This window comes from Roseibium litorale (assembly GCF_014842915.1).
GTDB lineage: Bacteria > Pseudomonadota > Alphaproteobacteria > Rhizobiales > Stappiaceae > Roseibium > Roseibium litorale.
In genome coordinates this window covers 22,852-40,054 of the sequence record NZ_JACYXI010000011.1, presented here as the reverse complement: position 1 = coordinate 40,054, position 17,203 = coordinate 22,852, and the positions used below count along the sequence as shown (strand labels likewise).

Below are 17,203 nucleotides of genomic sequence, written 5' to 3'. Positions count from 1 at the left end.
ACACTTCCAGGTGTAATTCCATTCCGGATATGGTAAGGGAGCCTTACGAGGTGTCCTGCCTCTCTCCTTTTTTTCACATATCCGGATTTCGACAGATGGCCCCCAGCATGTTCCGCTCGGCGTTGATCCTTGGTCTGATGGGCGCCATCGGCCCCTTTGCGATCGATATCTACCTGCCCGCGTTGCCGCAGATCAGCAGCGACCTGAACGCGTCAGTGACAACCACCCAGCTCACGCTGACCGCGTTTTTCTTCACCTTCGGCCTCTCCCAGATGGTCTACGGTCCTCTGTCGGACCAGATTGGCCGCAAGCGGCCGCTGCTGATGGGGCTGACCATCTTTGTCTCAGGGTCCATTCTCAGCGCCTTTGCGCCGACAATCGAGCTTCTGATTGCGGCCCGGTTCCTGCAAGGCATTGGTGCAGCTGCCGTGATGGTGCTGCCCCGGGCGATCATCCGCGACATTTTCACCGGCTACCAGGCCACAAAGATGATGGCCATGGTGATGCTGGTCATCAGCGTCTCGCCCATGTTCGCCCCCCTCGCCGGAACCCTGCTGATGAGCCTTGGCGGCTGGCGCTTCCTGTTCTACTTCCTGGCAGGGGCTGCGGTCCTGGCCATGGCGCTGGTTCAGTTCGGCTTCCCCGAGACCTTGAAACCTGAACAGAGGGTCAAGGTCAGCGGCAAGTCCCTGTGGCAAGGCACCCTGACGCTTGTGCGCGACCCCTTCTTCATGGGCCTGACACTGATCGGCGGCTGCGGCATGGCGAGTTTCTTCGTCTTCATTGCCAACGCCTCCTTCGTCTACACGGGTTATTTCGGCCTGACGATGGTCGAGTTCAGCATCGCCTTCGCGGTGAATGCAGTCGGCTTCTTCGGCTCATCCCAGGTTGCGGCCTATCTCGGCTACAAATACGGCATGACCCGGATCATCAGTCTTGCCGTCACCGGCTTTGCCCTGGTGGAACTGAGTTTGCTGGCATTGACGCTCGCCGGGCTTGGGTCTCTGCCGGTTCTGGTGCTCTTTCTGTTCCTGGGGAACGCCTGCCTCGGACTGGTCATTCCGTCCGCCATGGTTCTGGCACTGGAAGATCATGGGGATATTGCGGGTCTCGCCTCCTCTCTTGGCGGAACCATTCAGATGGTGACCGGCGGCCTGATGATTGTCGCTGCCAGCCCGTTCTTTGATGGCACGGCGATGCCGCTGGTCGGAGCGATTACCTTCTGTGCTGTGGCAGCCTTCGTTCTGCTGAAGGTCTTGAACGTGGGACGGCCCAGGCTGACGGCCACGGAGACGGCCTGATCCACCGGGAAAACCGGTCAGCGAAAAGACCAAGTGACGGGCCTTAAGCCCTGTGCCGGTGTCGAAGATCTTTGACATCGGCCCCGTCCCTTGGAACAAGAGGACAGTGGCTCAACCGATTTGCACAAGGCGGTCCATGACATCCGGTGCCCCCGATCCCTTCATTGACGACGAGCGGAAAGGCCCGGAGCCTTTTGCTGTCGGTTTCCGCCGTGCCAGCGGCGAGGCAATCGTTTATGGCGGCCTGCTGATCGGTGCAGGCCTGCTTGTTCCCGCACTCCTCACCGGCCATGAGATCCTAGCGCTCTGCTCCCTGGTACCCGTTCTGACCGCTCTTTGGCACTTTCCCATGATCGACAGGTCGCAGCCCCAGCTCGGCGCGAATGGCGACGGCCTTTTTGTCGAACGTCTCGGCTTTCTGGATTGGAGCACGATCCGCAGCCTGGAACTGCGCCGGACGGCTGTCCGGAACATCGAGCTTGTCACACTTGCGGTCCGGCTGACCCGGCCGGTTGAGCAGGCAGTCGCCAAGCCGCAAGCCTTTCCCTTCTGGAAAAACCTGATGCTGAGGAACTGGTCGGCCCAGCCTCAGGAAGACGGCAACACCCTTCTGCTGGTCCGCCTTGATACGCTGACCGGGAAGCCCGATGACATTCTCAGCCGGATAAAAGCTTACCGGCCCATGTGAACCGGGCTATGCTACCGGTTCCACCAACTCTGTGACCTTGAGCAGATGACCCAGCTCATCTTCAGCAATCTCTGCACTTGCCATAGCACAATCAACGTTGCACCTTCCGGCTGCACATCCTGTTTTGGGCATCCGCAATCCGGAATGACCGATAACCGCTCGCGCAATGAATAATAACCTTTTGGGGAGGTCCCATGTTGAAACGTCTCGCCACCGTCAGTCTCGCGGCCTTGGCAACGGTTGCCCTGGCAGCCCAGTCGAATGCGGAAACGCGCATCACCTACAAGTCAGCCAAGGCGGCGTCCTCATACTATCAGATGGGCGTGGAAATTGCCGAAGCGCTCAAGACCGGCACCAATGGCGACATGATCGTCACTCTGGAAGAGAGCCAGGGCTCGGTTCAAAACGTGATGGAAGTGCGCGCACGCGGCGGGGACTATGTCTTTACCGCCCCGCCGTCCCTCGCCGCCGCTGCGGCTGCCGCCAAAGGCCCGTTTGATGGCAAGGGAGACCCCAAGTTCTCCGAGATCCGCGCCCTGTTCCCGATCCCGTCCCTGACCATGCATTTCGTCATGTCTAAGGAGAGCGGCGTCCAGGATTTTGAAGGACTCGACGGAAAGACCATTCTGCTGGGCAAAGGCTCCTTCGGGGCGACAGAGGGAGAAAAATATCTCGAACTCTTTGGTCTGAAGGACAAGGTTCAGCAGGCCAATGTCGAGCTCTCCAATGCGGTTCCGGCCTTGAAGAACGGCCAGATCGACGGCTTCGTCACCGCAGGCTCCTGGCCGGCCCCAAACGTTGTGGAAGCCGCTGCTGCCACCGGCGTGACCGTTCTGTCCCTGACCGACGACCAGATCACGCAGACAAAGCGGACCAAGACCATCATCCCAGCGGGCACCTATGCCGGTCAGGACAAGGACATCGCCACGACCTCCCTGCCGGTTGTTGCCTTTGCGACCACGGCCATGGATGACGACACTGCCTACACCCTGACGAAGACGTTCTGGGATCAGAAAGCCGCCATGTCCGAGACCTCTCCCTGGTGGAAGGGCGTCGACAAGTCCCTGATGGGCACCATCACCGGCAAGATCCACCCGGGCGCTCTGCGTTACTACGAGGAAGCCGGCTTTGAATTGAGCGACAGCCAGAAGTAAGTCAGGTCAAACAGTCCTTCTTTTTCAGACCGGGCGTGTCAACACGCCCGGTCTTTTGCCTCTCCGGATACACGTCATGTCTGCTGAGTCCGTTTCAGATTCGCCCCAATTCCCCCTCTCCCGCCTGTTCTGGTTCTGCCTCGCACTGGTGCTGACGGCGTTCCACATCGGTCTGATCTTCTCGGGGCTGGTTCCCAATCTGGTCAGCAGGCCCTTGCACATGGCCTTGGCGTTGCCCTGGATCTTCGTTGTTCCGGCGAGAGGACAGGCTGCACGTGTCAGCGGCACCATCCTGACGCTTGCTGGGGTGGCCGCTTGTCTTTGGATCGCCCTCAATCAGAACATGCTGAACGACCAGTATGGCTTTCTGGAAGGCAATTTTCAGGTCGTGATCGCCGTCACCCTGCTTCTTGCCGTCCTGGAAGCGGCGCGCCGGGCCATCGGCTGGCCTCTTCCCCTCGTGGCTTTGACCGCGCTCGCCTACGGATTGTTCGGACAATATATTCCAGGCGAATTCGGTCACTCAGGAACGCCGCTCGCCAGTTTCCTAGGCACACTTACCATCGCCGAAGGCGGGATCTGGGGCAGCCTGACAGGGGTCTCCGTCTCGGTTGTCTCGATCTTCGTCATCTTCGGGGCGGTCCTGAACGCAGGCGAAGCCGGACAAGGTTTCATGAACCTCGCCTCCTCCGCAGCTGGCCGCCTCAAAGGCGGTGCCGCCAAGGTCTCCGTGATTTCGTCTGCCCTGTTCGGCTCGATCTCGGGCTCAGCCTCCGCCAACGTGGCCTCCACCGGCGCCATCACCCTGCCTGCCATGACCCGGCTCGGCTATCCGAAGCGCCTGGCTGCCGCCGTGGAAGCAGTAGCTTCCTCCGGTGGCCAGATCATGCCGCCGCTGATGGGTGCCGGTGCCTTCGTCATGGTGGAGCTGACCGGCATTCCCTACACCTCCATCATGTCTGCCGCGATCCTGCCGGCGATCCTCTATTTCCTCGCGGTCTGGATCGGCATCAACGCCTATGCCCGGCGGTTTGAACTGAAGGGTCTTGCGGAAGAGGACCGCCCGGCCCTGCGCGATGTTCTCATCACCTCGGCCTTCTTCCTGGTGCCGTTCTTTGTGCTGCTCTGGGGCATGTTCATCGCGCAATACACCGCCCAATATGCTGCCTGCATCGCCATTCTCGCGGGCGCGGTGATGCTGCTGATTAACGGCAAGCTGCAGATCCGCCCACGCGAGATCGCCTTGAAACTGGAGAACGCGGCTCTCGCCTCCGCGCGCCAAGTTGCCATGATCGCTTCGATCATCCTCTGCGCCTCGATCATCATCGGCGTTCTGTCCATCACGGGCCTCGGCGTGAAGATCACCTCGCTGATCCTCTCGGGCTCAAACGAGATGCTCTGGCCTTCTCTGCTTCTGACCGCATTGGCCTGCCTCATCCTTGGCATGGAGGTCCCAACCACTGCAGCCTATGTCATCTGCATCTCCGTGGCAGGTCCGGCTCTTACCCGCCTAGGCCTTGAGCCGTTGCAGGCGCATCTCTTCGTCTTCTGGTTCGCGTTGCTGTCGACCATTACGCCGCCCGTCTGCGGCGCGGTCTTTATTGCAGCAGGCATGATCGGGGAAAACTGGCTGAAGGTAGCGCTTACCGCAATGGCGCTCGGCGTTGGTCTCTACATCATTCCGCTTGGCATGATCGCCAATCCGAATGTGCTGCGCCTGACAGAAGACCCGGCCATGGCGCTCTTTGCCTTCGCCCGCATAGCGGTCGGCCTGGGGCTGGTCTCCTACGGGCTGATTGGCGTGCGCAATCTTGCGGCCAAGATCGGGCTCATTACCCTTGGCCTTGCGGCGGTCTTCGCCTGGGCAGCCGTCTGAAACACATGAAGCGCCCGGCGATCTCGACGAGCGTAAGATTGATGACAACCTATCCTTTTTTGGTCATCCCGGACGCAGCGAAGCGGAGATCCGGGACCGGTGAGCCGATAGGTTTCGGTGGTCAGCAATATAGAACCGATACTCTTTTGGCTCTCCGGTCCCGGCTCGCGCTCTGCTTGGCCGGGAGGACTATCGAAGGGTTTATATCCTGTCAGCAGCCGGACTCCTGAGGACCAGTCGTCAGGAGAGGTATTTCTTGAAGAACGCGATGGTCCGCTCTTCCGCCAGTTTCGCCTGCGCCTCGTCATAACGGGGCGTCGTGTCATTGTGGAAGCCGTGATTGGCGCCCTCGTAGATATAGGCCTCATAGGTCTTGTTGTTGGCCTTGAGAGCCGCCTCAAACGCTGGCCATCCGGCATTGATGCGCTCGTCCAACGCCCCATACTGGATCAGCAGCGGCGCCTGGATCGACGGAACATCTTCGGCGGAGGGCTGACGGCCATAGAACGGCACACCGGCAGAGAGCTCCGGATAGGCAACCGCAATCGCATTCACGACACCGCCGCCATAGCAGAAGCCCACAGCGCCGACCTTGCCGGTGGAAGCCTCATGCTTCAGCAGGAACTCGAAACCGGCGAAGAAGTCATTCATCAGCTTCGTGGGATCGACCTTCTTCTGAAGCTCGCGCCCGTCGTCATCATTGCCGGGATAACCGCCCACGGACGTCAGGCCGTCCGGCGCCAGCGCCAGGAAGCCTGCCTTTCCCATGCGGCGGGCAACGTCTTCGATATAGGGATTGAGGCCACGGTTCTCGTGAATGACCAGAATGGCAGGCAATTTACCGGTCGCCCCGGCGGGCTTCACCAGATAGCCGTTCACCTCGCCATTGCCGTTCGGCGAGGGATAGCTGATGCGGGCGGTCTCGATCGCAGCATCGTCGGGCGCGACTTGCTGGGCCAGAGCATAGTCGGGATTCAGCTGGTCCAGCAGCATGCCGGCAGTAACACCTGCGACCGCGAAACGGGCGGCCTTGTCCAGAAACTCACGCTTGCTGATCTTGCCGTGGGCGTAGAAATCGTAAAGTTCGAGCAGTTCCTGCGGGAAATCCTTGGCCGTCTTGCGGCGTACGGGCGTCATCTCGTTCATTGTTCCCTCCTGTCCGGCGTCTAGATCTCGAAGACCAGCCGATAAGAGGGAAGTGAAGCAGGCTGGGGAGCAACTGCCCAGCCCGAAGTTTGTATCTAAACGTAACAGGGCGGGAATTTCCGCCCCGCTCGCGAAGATGTGATCGTCTCAGCCGATCTGGCCGCGGTGGCGCAGAAAATGATCGGCCAGCACACAAGCCATCATGGCCTCGCCCACCGGCACTGCGCGGATACCAACGCAAGGATCGTGGCGGCCCTTGGTCATCACGTCCACCTCTTCGCCCTGACGGGTGATGGACTTGCGCTCGGTCAGAATGGACGAGGTCGGCTTGACCGCAAAGCGGACAACCAGCGGATCGCCGTTGGAAATGCCGCCCAGAACGCCGCCGGAGTTATTGGTCAGAAACACAGGCTTGCCATCCGCACCGATGCGGATCTCGTCGGCATTTTCCTCGCCCGTAAGGCAAGCAGCGTCAAATCCGTTGCCAACTTCAACGCCCTTGACCGCATTGATGGACATCATTGCCGCGGCCAGATCCGTATCCAGCTTGCCGTAGATCGGCGCGCCCCAGCCAGCCGGAACACCCTCGGCAACAACCTCGACCACCGCACCAATGGAAGACCCTGCCTTGCGGATGCCGTCCAGATAGTCGGCCCAGAGCTTTGCGGCTTCGGCATCCGGGCAGAAGAACGGATTGTTGTCGATCTCGGCCCAGTCCCAGTTGTTCCGGTTGATCTTGTGCGGGCCGACCTGAACCAGCGCCGCACGGATGGTGATATCCGGAATAACCTTTCGGGCAACGGCACCGGCGGCCACGCGCATGGCGGTCTCACGGGCCGAAGACCGGCCACCGCCACGGTAATCACGGATGCCGTATTTGGCATCATAGGTGAAATCCGCATGGCCCGGACGGAAGCGGTCCTTGATTTCGGAATAATCCTTGGACCGCTGGTCGGTGTTTTCCACGAAGAGCGAAATCGGCGTGCCGGTCGTCTTTTGAACGCCGTCCTCGTCAATCATCACGCCGGACAGGATTTTTACCTCATCAGGCTCACGGCGCTGAGTGGTGTACTTGGACTGACCGGGCTTACGCTTTTCCATGAAGCCCTGGATATCGGCTTCGGTCAACGGGATCAGAGAAGGGCAGCCGTCCACGACGCAGCCAATCGCCGGTCCGTGGCTTTCACCCCAGGTCGTTACGCGAAACAGATGGCCGAACGAATTATGCGACATGCCTTGCCTTCCCAATGGCGGCCCGAAACAGGCCGGGTCCGCTGAATTTCGTGCGGCAAGCGATAAGCCATAGGCCCGCCGATCTCAAGTGCGGAAGCAGTCAAGGCAGACCTCACAAGGCAGTAGAACGCGACGCAAGACGCTGCTTGAAGTCGGTGGCAGCCATGGAAAGACCGCCATCCGCGCCGTCGATGAAATGCACATGGCGGCTTGCACCGAGATCGGACACGAAGCAGGTCATCAGCGCGCTGTCCGTCTCGTGAAGACCGAAGACCAGGCGGCCATTGGCGAAGGCTGTCTCCAGATAGGTCTTGAGGCTTGCCAGCTGTTCAACCGTCAGATCCAGCACCAGCCGCAGGGAATCATCCAGCTTGCGGTGATCCGTCTGCCGGCTGATCTCCTTCAGATACCTGTCCCGGTTCAGCGGACCGATGGTCAATCCAGTCTTATAAGAGACCAGAAATGCCAGGCTCTGCAATGCCCCCATCAGCCATTGCAGGCTCCGGCTCCAGTTTGCCCCTGCGTAGCCTGCCTCCAGCGAAAGCCCCGGCGGGGGAAACTTGAAACGCAGACGGGACGGCGTCACATGGTTGCCATCGTTCGTCTCGCCGAACGGGTCCCGCCCGACGATCTCCCTGATGCCCTCTTGGATTTCCTTCAAGGGCACGGTGCCGGACACGGTACGGGACGGCTTCACGATGAGAGAGGCAATCCTTCCACGTTCGGAGGGCAGAGGCTCCCACCGGCAAGAAAGGCCATCAAGATTGGGCCGCGGCGGGTTGCCGATCCTGATGGCAAACGGTGTCACCGCCTCCGGATCCTTGAGGATCCGGTCGGCAAGCTCCAGACCATCACCAATAGCCATGGCGAGGTATGTGTCTGGACCGAGCTCGTATTTGCGCAGCAGAATATCTGCACCCAAGGCACGAAGATGGGCAACTGGAATGGCGGCAATCCGGAGTTCCAGACCGGACTCGTTCCGGGCAAGACGGGCAAGACCAGCCAAAGCTTCCTTCCCAGCAGCAGCATCAGACGCAGGGACAAGCAAAAACGCCCCATCACCGCCGAATACGAAGGGAACCTTATCGCGGCCGACCCGGTTCAGAACTGCGGAAATGACCGCAGCCGCAATCATGTTGACGTCCTTGTACCGCCCCGCCGCTATAGCGTCACGCGAACGGACGATATCCGAGGCGAGCACAACCCAATCCTCGGGAACCGGCTGATAGGACGCGGTATCGCCAACCGTATTGAAATCTGCGAAAGCGGGCAGATCCCGGTAGAAGAAGTCCTGAGCCATAGACATCGTGGTTCCTTTCCATCCTGCGCTTACGCGGAAGATGAGCACCCGGATCGCACGCTGCACCCCGGAGAAAGTCACGATGCAGTGTAAGCCACGTGAAGGGAAGTCCCTCGCTTACACCCAATGGAACCCGCCGCTCCTCCAAACGAACACCTTGTCCTGAGGCACATCAAGCCTTGGAATAACCGTCGTATCCAGGTTTTCCAGAAGCCCCCTCAGAACGCGGAAAACGCCGCCATGAGCAACCACCACGCTCGGCTTGTCGACGGTGCGGAGCCAGGCTTCAATACGGCGGGACAGCATTTCGTAGCTCTCCCCATTGGGCGGCACGAAACCCCATTTGTCGGCACGCCGGCTCACGACCAGATCCTGTTCCGTGTCAGCGAGCTCTTCGAGAGTAAATGCTTCCCAATCCCCGAAGCTGATTTCCTTCAGCTGATCGTCCAGGCGGTATGCGTCCGGCTGGAGCCCCATCGCGGTCCTTACCCGCTCCATGGTCGCCCGGGTGCGCCCAAGCGGGGACGCGACCCAATCAAAATGGGATGCACTTAGCCCCTCAGTCTCCAGAAAGGCTTTCAGCCGCTCGCCGTTGCCAGTCGCCTGCCCCTCGCCGACGCTGTTCAGCGGAATGTCCTTCTGTCCCTGCATCCGGCCTTCCGCATTCCAATTCGTCTGGCCATGGCGGATGAAAATGAGAAACTCCGGATTGTAGGCAGCAGGCGTCGAAGTCATGAAATCTCCGGTGTGGGGCTGGAAGCAGGCATGACGGACGGGTCCGTCCGCCGGGAAGGCCTTGGAGATAAAGCCAGCTTCCCTCAAAAGGCAAGAATTACAGACACAAAAAAGCCGGCCCGAAGGCCGGCTTGATCAGGAGCGGAAGCTCTTATTCCTTGTTGACCGAGATATCCGGCGCATCGACGGCCTTCATGCCGACGATGTTATAACCGCAGTCCACATGCTGGATTTCGCCGGTCACGCCCGCGCCCATGTCAGACAGCAGGTAGAGAGCGCCATTGCCGACATCCTCAATGGTCACGTTGCGGCGCAGCGGCGAGTTGTACTCGTTCCACTTCAGAATATAACGGAAGTCGCCAATGCCGGAGGCCGCAAGGGTCTTGATCGGACCTGCGGAAATCGCGTTGACGCGGATGTTCTTCGGGCCAAGATCCATGGCGAGATACTTTACGCTCGCTTCCAGAGCCGCCTTGGCAACGCCCATGACGTTGTAATGCGGCATGACCTTCTCAGCACCATAATAGGTGAGTGTCAGGATGGAGCCGCCATCGGCCATCAGCTTCTCGGCGCGCTGGGTCACAGCAGTCAACGAGTAGACGGAGATGTTCATCGTGCGGTCGAAGTTGGCTGCAGTCGTGTCAACGTAGCGGCCGGTCAGCTCGTCCTTATCGGAAAAAGCCACGGCATGAACGAGAAAGTCGATCTTGCCCCACTTCTCTTCCAGCCCGTTGAACACGGCATCCATGGTTGCCGGATCGGTCACATCGCAATGCCCAGCAACAAATGCGCCCAGCTGTTCGGCCAGCGGCTCAACACGCTTCTTCAGCGCGTCTCCCTGATAGGTAAGGGCCAGCTCAGCTCCGGCATCGCTCAAGGCCTTGGCAATTCCCCAGGCAATCGACTTGTTGTTCGCGACGCCCATGATCAGACCGCGCTTGCCGTTCATCAATCCCTGCGTACCCGCCATCGTATTCTCCAAAAGGATACCTTCCATCACCCGCAAATGGGTCGGCACCGTATGGCACACCCCCCCTCATCCTTCAAGACTGCCGGAGCCGGTATAAACCGTCGACGGTCGGAGGACATGCCACTATGTTACCGCCCGGATTTGACCCTTTAAGAGATGAGGATACGCGCTCATGGAGCCCTCTCACCACGCAGCCGGATTTGCGGCGATCATCGGCGAGGCGCATGTGCTGACCAGTCCCGAAGACAAGGCACCTTACCTGCGCGAGTGGCGCGACAAGTATCAGGGCAGGTCGTCAATGGTTCTGCGTCCGGGCTCCACAGCTCAGGTCAGCGCCCTCATGAGATATGCCTACAACCACGGTCTGAGGATCGTCCCCCAAGGGGGCAATACGGGTCTTGTCGGAGCCCAGATCCCTTTGGAAACCGGGGAGGAAATCGTCCTGTCCCTTAGCCGGATGAATTCCGTGAGGGCCATCGACCCGGACGGTTTTACCATCACCGTGGACAGCGGTGTGGTGCTGGAAACCCTGCAGCAGGAGGCGGAAAAAGCCGACCGCCTGTTCCCTCTTGCGCTCGGCTCGCAAGGTTCCTGTCAGATCGGTGGCAACATCTCAACCAACGCCGGAGGCACCGCCGTACTCGCCTATGGCAACACCCGTGACCTCGTTCTCGGCCTCGAAGTCGTGCTTCCAAACGGAGACGTCTGGGACGGTCTCAAAACCTTGAGAAAAGACAATACCGGTTATGATTTGAAACAATTATTTATCGGCGGAGAGGGGACTTTGGGCATCATTACAGCTGCCGCTCTGAAACTTTTCCCCAGGCCGAAGAAACTTGAAGCAGCCTTTGCAGGGTTGCAGGATCCCCACGCCGCACTCAAGCTCTTCTCCATGGCTAAGGCACAGGCCGGTCCAGTACTAACCGGTTTCGAGCTGATGCCCCGGATCGGGATGGAGTTTTGCGTTGCTCACCTGGACGGCGCCCGTGATCCGCTGCAGACTCCCCATCAGTGGTATGCCCTTCTGGAACTCTCGAGCGGATCGGAAGCCTTTCCCGTCCACGACCTTCTGGAAGCCGTCTTGAGCGAGGCCTTTGACGCTGGAATTGTCGAGGACGCCGCAATTGCCCAATCGATGAACCAGGTCTCTGACTTCTGGCGGATCCGCCATGGCATGTCCGAGGTTCAGAAGAAGGAAGGCGGTTCCATCAAGCATGATGTTTCCGTACCGGTCGGACGCATCCCGGAGTTTCTGGACCGCACCATTGCTGCCGTCCGCGAATTTGTCCCCGGATGCCGCCCTGTTCCCTTCGGGCATCTCGGCGATGGCAACATCCACTTCAACATCAGCCAGCCGATCGGAGCCGACCGGGACAGCTATCTGGCAAAATGGGATGAGATGAGCGCTCTTGTTCACGGCATCGTCCTTGAGTTCGGCGGTTCGATTTCTGCGGAACACGGCATCGGCAGGATGAAGCGGGACCTTCTGGCAGAAGTCAAAAGCCCGGTAGAGCTGGATATGATGCGCAAGATAAAGGCAGCGCTGGACCCCAAGGGCATCCTGAACCCCGGCAGCATGCTTTAACGGCAAATCTTGACAAAGCGGGAACCGCTACCTATTTCGGCGGCTGGGCAGAAGGTCCCAGCCGCTCGCAGCCTGTCGAAGGCCATGGTGAAACCTTCCCGGATTGGGTCAGTTGACCCGGACCGGACCGATCAGCCTTTTGCGATAAGCAGGCCGATGGCAATGCGGGCCCCATCAAGTGGAATGCCTGCGGCCGCGGAAAGGCGCGATCCATGACACTTCCTTCGATTAATGATCTCAAGGCGCAGGCCAAGCGGCTCAGAGCCGCCCTGCCCTCCGGCACCGGCCAAACGCCCAGCCATGGCCAGACTCTTGACCTGATTGCCAGACAATATGGCTACAGAGACTGGAACACTCTGTTTGCGGCCAAAGGCAATCAGCCAGACCTGACCCTGTCTCCTGGCGATAAGGTGAGCGGCACTTACCTGCATCAGGCCTTCACCGGCACGCTTGTGTCCGTTTCCCGCATCGGAGCGGACGGCTGGCAGCGCGTCGCCATCGACTTCGACACACCGGTCGATGTGGTGGCATTCGACAGCTTCTCGGCCTTCCGCAAACGCGTAAACGCCACAATCGGCCCTGAAGGCCACACTGTCGAAAAGACGTCCGATGGCCAGCCCCATCTCGTCCTGAGAAAGATTCAGGCATAAACTTGGTGTCCGCGGTCCTTCCGCGGACACCAATAACATCTGACAATGATGCTCTATTGTCTGCCTGGACAGCATAAAGAACAGCCCAAGTCCTGCCACCATACGTGTGACGCCAGCAAACCTGCCCAGGCCAGACCCAGGGCATTGCATGGCCTCTCCGCCTCACCTGATTTTTTTCGGAAACTGAATTTTTCGTTCCGGAGCAATAACTTCCTGCAAAACGGTTTCTGTTTTCTACTGAGGGATTTTCCGCAAGCCTCTCAATCCGTCATTTTTGCGGATGCAGCACCTTAGAATTGGCCAAAAACGGCTCTCAAAAATTGCAAGAAGTTAATTTTTCTTTGATTTTCTCATATTTGATGTTCAATACTTATAAAAATTAAGCAAGACTAGAATCAGATGACAGCAAGGCACATTGCGATATTTCGCAATAAAATAGCTTATGCCAAAATCTGCAATAAAATCAAAAATAGAAACACAGGAATAGAGAGAAAAGTGAGTAATTTTCTATCAAAAATAGAAAGCCACTCCTTCCCTAAAACAAGAAATACAGTGCGCGTGACTGCAAATCACTCCGGTTTGCAACCGGAGGAGTGTTTGCCCAGAAGACTGCGGATCCAACCGCAAAACAATGCTCCGCAAGCGGGTGCGTGCTTGCAGGAGCAAAAAAGAACAAGCGGATGAGTTGACCGCTTTCCTTTCACAGGAGGCGACTATGCAAGTGCAGACCTTGACCAACGCGGATGGCTGGGACCGCGTGAGAACAAAACTCCGGGCAGAACTCGGAGACGATGCCTTTCAGAACTGGTTCGGAGGCGTCAACCTTGAAGATCAGGACGGCAAGGTCGTCCGGCTCTCCGTTCCCACCCGTTTCCTCAAGAACTGGATTCAAAGCCACTACGAAAAACAACTCGTCGGTCTGTGGAAGACAGAGTGCGAGGGGGTTTATGGCGTAGAACTCGTGGTGCGCGGCGCGTTGCGCCCCAAGCCTGCAGTGAACGACGTCCCCGGCTCGGTTAAGCATTTTGACCGGGGCGGCAGTACGCCGCGGCTCTCCGTGGTGCGTGCAAACTATCCGCAGGCCAGTCTGCCGGACGCTTTGCGCTATCCGCAGGTTCCCATCGCCCTGGGTGATGCCGATGACGCAACGATCCTGGAGTTCCTGAAAGGCGCGCCACTGACCCGGCGCTTCACCTTCGACACCTTTGTTTCCGGTGAATCCAACGGCTTTGCAGTGGAGGCTGCCAGAAGCATCGCCGATGGCAGCGCCGAACACGTCAATCTTCTTTGCCTGCACTCGTCAGTCGGCTATGGCAAGACCCACCTGTTACAAGCTGTTGCCGCGGCCGCCCGTACACGGGGCATGAATGTCTCCTACCTGACGGCAGAGTATTTCATGTACCGGCTGGTTCCGGCTCTGAAATCCCGGTCCTGCAATGCAGTGAAGAAGATGTTGTCGTCACTCGACCTTCTGCTGATCGATGACATGCAATTCCTCCATGGCAAACAGGTAAAGGCGGAATTCTGCGAAACCCTTCAGCTGCTGATCGAACCCGTGAAACAGGTCATCGTTGCGGCTGACCGTCCTCCGCAGGATCTGGACACGCTGGATCCCATCTTGCGCCAGCGGTTTGCCAATGGGCTGGTGGTCAAGGTTCATGCTCAAGACTTCAGCCTGCGCCGCGGGATCCTGACGGCCCGTCTGAAGGCCGCACAAGCGAAGCTTCCGGGCTTTGAAGTGCCTTCCGAGGTTCTGGACTATGTCGCCAGTCACATTACGGCCTCCGGACGTGATCTGGAGGGCGCGATGAACCGGCTGTTCGCCCATCATCAGCTCACCAGCCAGGCCATTACGCCCTATCTTGCAGACAAGATCCTGAGCGATCTCGTCAGAACCGGGGAGAAGCGGCAAATCAAGATCGAGGACATCCAGCAGGCCGTCTGCAAGCACTACAATGTGAGCAAGGCCGACCTTCTGTCCTCTTGCCGGGCCCGCAATCTGGTCCGCCCGCGGCAAATCGCCATGTATCTGTCCAAGACCATGACACCCCGCTCGCTCCCGGAAATCGGTAAGCGGTTCGGCGGACGGGATCACACGACGGTTCTGCACGCCGTGCGCAAGATCGAACAACAAGTGAAATCCGACCCGTCGCTGTCTCAGGAGCTGACCCTGCTCAGGCGGATGAGCTACAGCTGACCGCTGCACTCAACGGAAGACTCACAAAAGGCGGGGGCCAATGGCTCCCGCTTTTTCACGGCTGAACCAGCCTTACGCCTTGCGGGCGATGACCAGATGGCCGGGCACGGGGTCACCGTCTTCAAGACGGACGGTGATTGGTTCGAGCAGCAATAATTCGAACCCGGCAGCATCCAGGCAATTGCGCAGGTACCCTTCCCCTTGCGCAAAGCGCTGCTTGCGCCCGACAATATAGGGGCGGCCGTTCAGCACGTCTTCGGGCAGCGTCTCGGTGGAAAAGGCAAAGTAGCCGCCCTGCACCAGCCGGTTTGCGGCCCCGGCCATCATCCGCTCGACAGCCCCCAGATAGGGAAAGACATCGGTGGCCGCGATGAAGTCCCAGGCTGGCATGCTGCCGTCGTCTTCCTCGAACTCTTCCAGGAAGGATACAGCTTCGCCCACATAGAGGTCATCATAAACCTCCCGGTCAAAAGCCAGTTCGACAATCCGCTCGGAAAGATCCACCCCGGTCTTGTGGGCGGCACAGTCATCAAAGGCGAGGCCAGTGAGGCCGGTGCCGCAGCCAAGATCGAGAAGACGTTCGAAGGGGCCAATGCCCAGATCCCGGACCTTCTCTCTCAGCATCAAAGGAACACAGTAGCCGAGCTGGTCTACGAGAATATCGTCAAAGACATCAGCATGCTGATCAAAGAGTGTTGCAACATAAGCCTCCGGCATGGTCTCCGGTGAAGGTGCCCGGCCCATGGCAGCCAAGCGGATCGTTACACCGCCTGTATCCGACGGATCGATCGCAAGGGCTTGCCGGTAGGCCGCTTCCGCACCGTCCAGATCCCCGGACTTTTCCAGCTCGAGGCCACGGTTATAGGCGTCGGCCAGGGCGTCTTCGTCAAATTCGATCATGTTGCGGCTACCTTATGAATTTGCGCCCTCATAGCTTTCCCTGCCCCAGCAGACCAGCAGTTTCTGGCAAGGGCGCTTCAGAAGAGATCCAGCTGCCCTTGATTGTCCGGCAGCTCTCCTCCTGTCTTCTTACGCCTGGGTGCTGGCAAAGGAGCCTTGAGCGCCGCCATTTCATCCCTCTCGATCAAGGCTTCATCGTCATTGGCAACAGAATTGACCCGGGACGATACCGGAACAGCTTCGAGATAGCCGTCCGGAGCTGGCCTCAATAGCTTGCGGGCGTCCTTGGCCATTACATTAGCCGTATCCAGCCAGTCGCCGATCTGCTCCGGCAAAATGATGGCGGGCATGCGATCGTGGATGGGCGCCATCAGATCATTCGCGCGGGTTGTCACAATGGCCGCAGTGTCGATGTCACCTCCATCTGGGTCAGACCAGGTCTGCCAAAGCCCGGCGAACGCCATGGTCCCGCCGTCCACCGGGCGGATGAAGAAAGGCTGCTTGCCCTCCGGCGTGCGCCGCCATTCATAAAAACCCGTCGCGGGAAACAGACATCTGCAGTTCCGCATGGCATTCCGGAAGGACGGCTTTTCCAGAACCGTTTCTGCCCGGCCGTTGATCAGAAGCGTGAAGCTTGCGGGGTCTTTGACCCACGAGGGTATCAGCCCCCAGCGGACAAGTTCGAAATGCCGCTTGCCATGCTCATTGCGGACCGTTGCCACTGGTTGGGTGGGAGCAATGTTGTAGCGCGCCGGAAAATTTGGCTGCTCCTCATATCCAAACATGCTCCGTACGGCCTCGGGAGGGGAAGTAAGAGCAAAGCGACCGCACATAAATCCGCCTCTATGAAGTTAGTTAATTGGCAACAAAGACAAGTTAGGGTCACTCTAGTGTATTTCGTGGGGGACAAGAATGGAACTCGATGCTCCAGTTCTAGGTGCTGGACTTCTGTCCGCCGATAGGCTGGAACAGGCTAATATCAATCCATCGACCGGGCTTGCCACGGACTACCTGAACCATTTCAACGAAGTGGTCATGCTGCTCGAGATGCTTCCGGCAATGCCGGATTGCGCAACGGATGTTCTGGATTGGGAACCACTCGATTACGAAGCTCATTTCGAGAGTTCCAACTTTTCCGACAAAAAGCTGGCGATCCTCGCCTACCACGCTGCCCCTGTGAAACTGCGGTCTCATCTGGAAAAGCAGGTTTCGCAAATCAACGAAGCCGTGCACACCGCACAGGAACTCATCCGCACGACACCGGACATTTCGATTGTCGCCCAGCAAATCGCGGATGTCGCAACCAATGAGATCAAACCTCTGATCTCAAGCGCCAGCGGCGTCATTCACGGACATGTGCGGCCTGATGCAATTCAGCTTGAAGGCGACGACGCACAGGCCGAAATCGACGCCCTGTTTGCCTGATAGCTTCCAGGGGCACTTTACCCGCGCTGTGCTGTTTGAGCTG

General features: G+C 58.8%; 15 protein-coding genes. 8 read left to right on the top strand and 7 right to left on the bottom strand.

Translation table 11 applies throughout. From position 1 onward, the window contains the following. The first annotated feature begins 95 nt into the window (after positions 1–95). From IG616_RS16305 to IG616_RS16290, 4 genes are all read left to right on the top strand, one after another. Positions 96–1,301: a multidrug effflux MFS transporter gene (locus IG616_RS16305; protein WP_209007649.1), complete on the top strand. Its 1,206-nt coding sequence runs from the start codon at positions 96–98 to the stop codon at positions 1,299–1,301. Between the two features lie 136 nt (positions 1,302–1,437). Further along, the gene (locus IG616_RS16300) at positions 1,438–1,989 is read left to right on the top strand and encodes a hypothetical protein (RefSeq protein WP_192149233.1); all 552 of its coding nucleotides are present in this window, start codon (positions 1,438–1,440) and stop codon (positions 1,987–1,989) included. Between the two features lie 194 nt (positions 1,990–2,183). Beyond that, positions 2,184–3,143, top strand: coding sequence for a TAXI family TRAP transporter solute-binding subunit (locus tag IG616_RS16295; protein WP_192149232.1), 960 nt, complete (start codon positions 2,184–2,186; stop codon positions 3,141–3,143). Between the two features lie 76 nt (positions 3,144–3,219). Beyond that, a complete protein-coding gene (locus tag IG616_RS16290) occupies positions 3,220–5,019 on the top strand; it encodes a TRAP transporter permease (RefSeq protein WP_192149231.1) in 1,800 nt (599 codons plus the stop codon). A 240-nt stretch (positions 5,020–5,259) separates the two neighbouring features. On the opposite strand, the gene yghX is transcribed toward IG616_RS16290, so the two are convergent. The 5 genes from yghX to fabI form a co-directional block, all read right to left on the bottom strand. Then, on the bottom strand, positions 5,260–6,165 hold the full coding sequence (gene yghX / locus IG616_RS16285) for a YghX family hydrolase (protein ID WP_192149230.1): 906 nt from the start codon (positions 6,163–6,165) through the stop codon (positions 5,260–5,262). 147 nt (positions 6,166–6,312) lie between these two features. After that, on the bottom strand, positions 6,313–7,398 hold the full coding sequence (gene aroC / locus IG616_RS16280; RefSeq protein WP_192149229.1) for a chorismate synthase: 1,086 nt from the start codon (positions 7,396–7,398) through the stop codon (positions 6,313–6,315). Positions 7,399–7,510: 112 nt separating this feature from the next. Continuing rightward, positions 7,511–8,704, bottom strand: a complete 1,194-nt coding sequence (locus IG616_RS16275; protein WP_209007647.1) for a DUF3095 family protein — start codon at positions 8,702–8,704, stop codon at positions 7,511–7,513. A gap of 111 nt (positions 8,705–8,815) precedes the next feature. Further along, the gene (locus tag IG616_RS16270; RefSeq protein ID WP_192149228.1) at positions 8,816–9,433 is read right to left on the bottom strand and encodes a histidine phosphatase family protein; all 618 of its coding nucleotides are present in this window, start codon (positions 9,431–9,433) and stop codon (positions 8,816–8,818) included. A gap of 151 nt (positions 9,434–9,584) precedes the next feature. Further along, positions 9,585–10,403: an enoyl-ACP reductase FabI gene (gene fabI, locus IG616_RS16265; RefSeq protein ID WP_192149227.1), complete on the bottom strand. Its 819-nt coding sequence runs from the start codon at positions 10,401–10,403 to the stop codon at positions 9,585–9,587. A gap of 172 nt (positions 10,404–10,575) precedes the next feature. Here fabI and IG616_RS16260 point away from each other — a divergent pair, with 172 nt between their 5' ends. The 3 genes from IG616_RS16260 to dnaA all read left to right on the top strand — a co-directional run bounded on the left by IG616_RS16260 (position 10,576) and on the right by dnaA (position 14,835). Next, complete coding sequence (locus IG616_RS16260; protein WP_192149226.1) at positions 10,576–11,988, top strand: FAD-binding oxidoreductase; 1,413 nt, start codon at positions 10,576–10,578, stop codon at positions 11,986–11,988. Positions 11,989–12,200: 212 nt separating this feature from the next. Then, positions 12,201–12,638: a glyoxalase superfamily protein gene (locus IG616_RS16255; RefSeq protein ID WP_192149225.1), complete on the top strand. Its 438-nt coding sequence runs from the start codon at positions 12,201–12,203 to the stop codon at positions 12,636–12,638. A gap of 715 nt (positions 12,639–13,353) precedes the next feature. Continuing rightward, positions 13,354–14,835: a chromosomal replication initiator protein DnaA gene (dnaA, locus tag IG616_RS16250; RefSeq protein WP_192149224.1), complete on the top strand. Its 1,482-nt coding sequence runs from the start codon at positions 13,354–13,356 to the stop codon at positions 14,833–14,835. A 72-nt stretch (positions 14,836–14,907) separates the two neighbouring features. On the opposite strand, the gene IG616_RS16245 is transcribed toward dnaA, so the two are convergent. Next, positions 14,908–15,735 carry a class I SAM-dependent methyltransferase gene (locus IG616_RS16245; protein ID WP_192149223.1) on the bottom strand — a complete coding sequence of 276 codons (828 nt, stop codon included), beginning with the start codon at positions 15,733–15,735 and terminating at the stop codon, positions 14,908–14,910. Between the two features lie 77 nt (positions 15,736–15,812). Further along, complete coding sequence (locus tag IG616_RS16240; protein ID WP_192149222.1) at positions 15,813–16,568, bottom strand: SOS response-associated peptidase; 756 nt, start codon at positions 16,566–16,568, stop codon at positions 15,813–15,815. Positions 16,569–16,647: 79 nt separating this feature from the next. Here IG616_RS16240 and IG616_RS16235 point away from each other — a divergent pair, with 79 nt between their 5' ends. After that, entirely contained in the window at positions 16,648–17,160 is a 513-nt protein-coding gene (locus IG616_RS16235) for a hypothetical protein (protein ID WP_192149221.1), read from the top strand. The last annotated feature ends 43 nt before the right edge of the window (positions 17,161–17,203 follow it).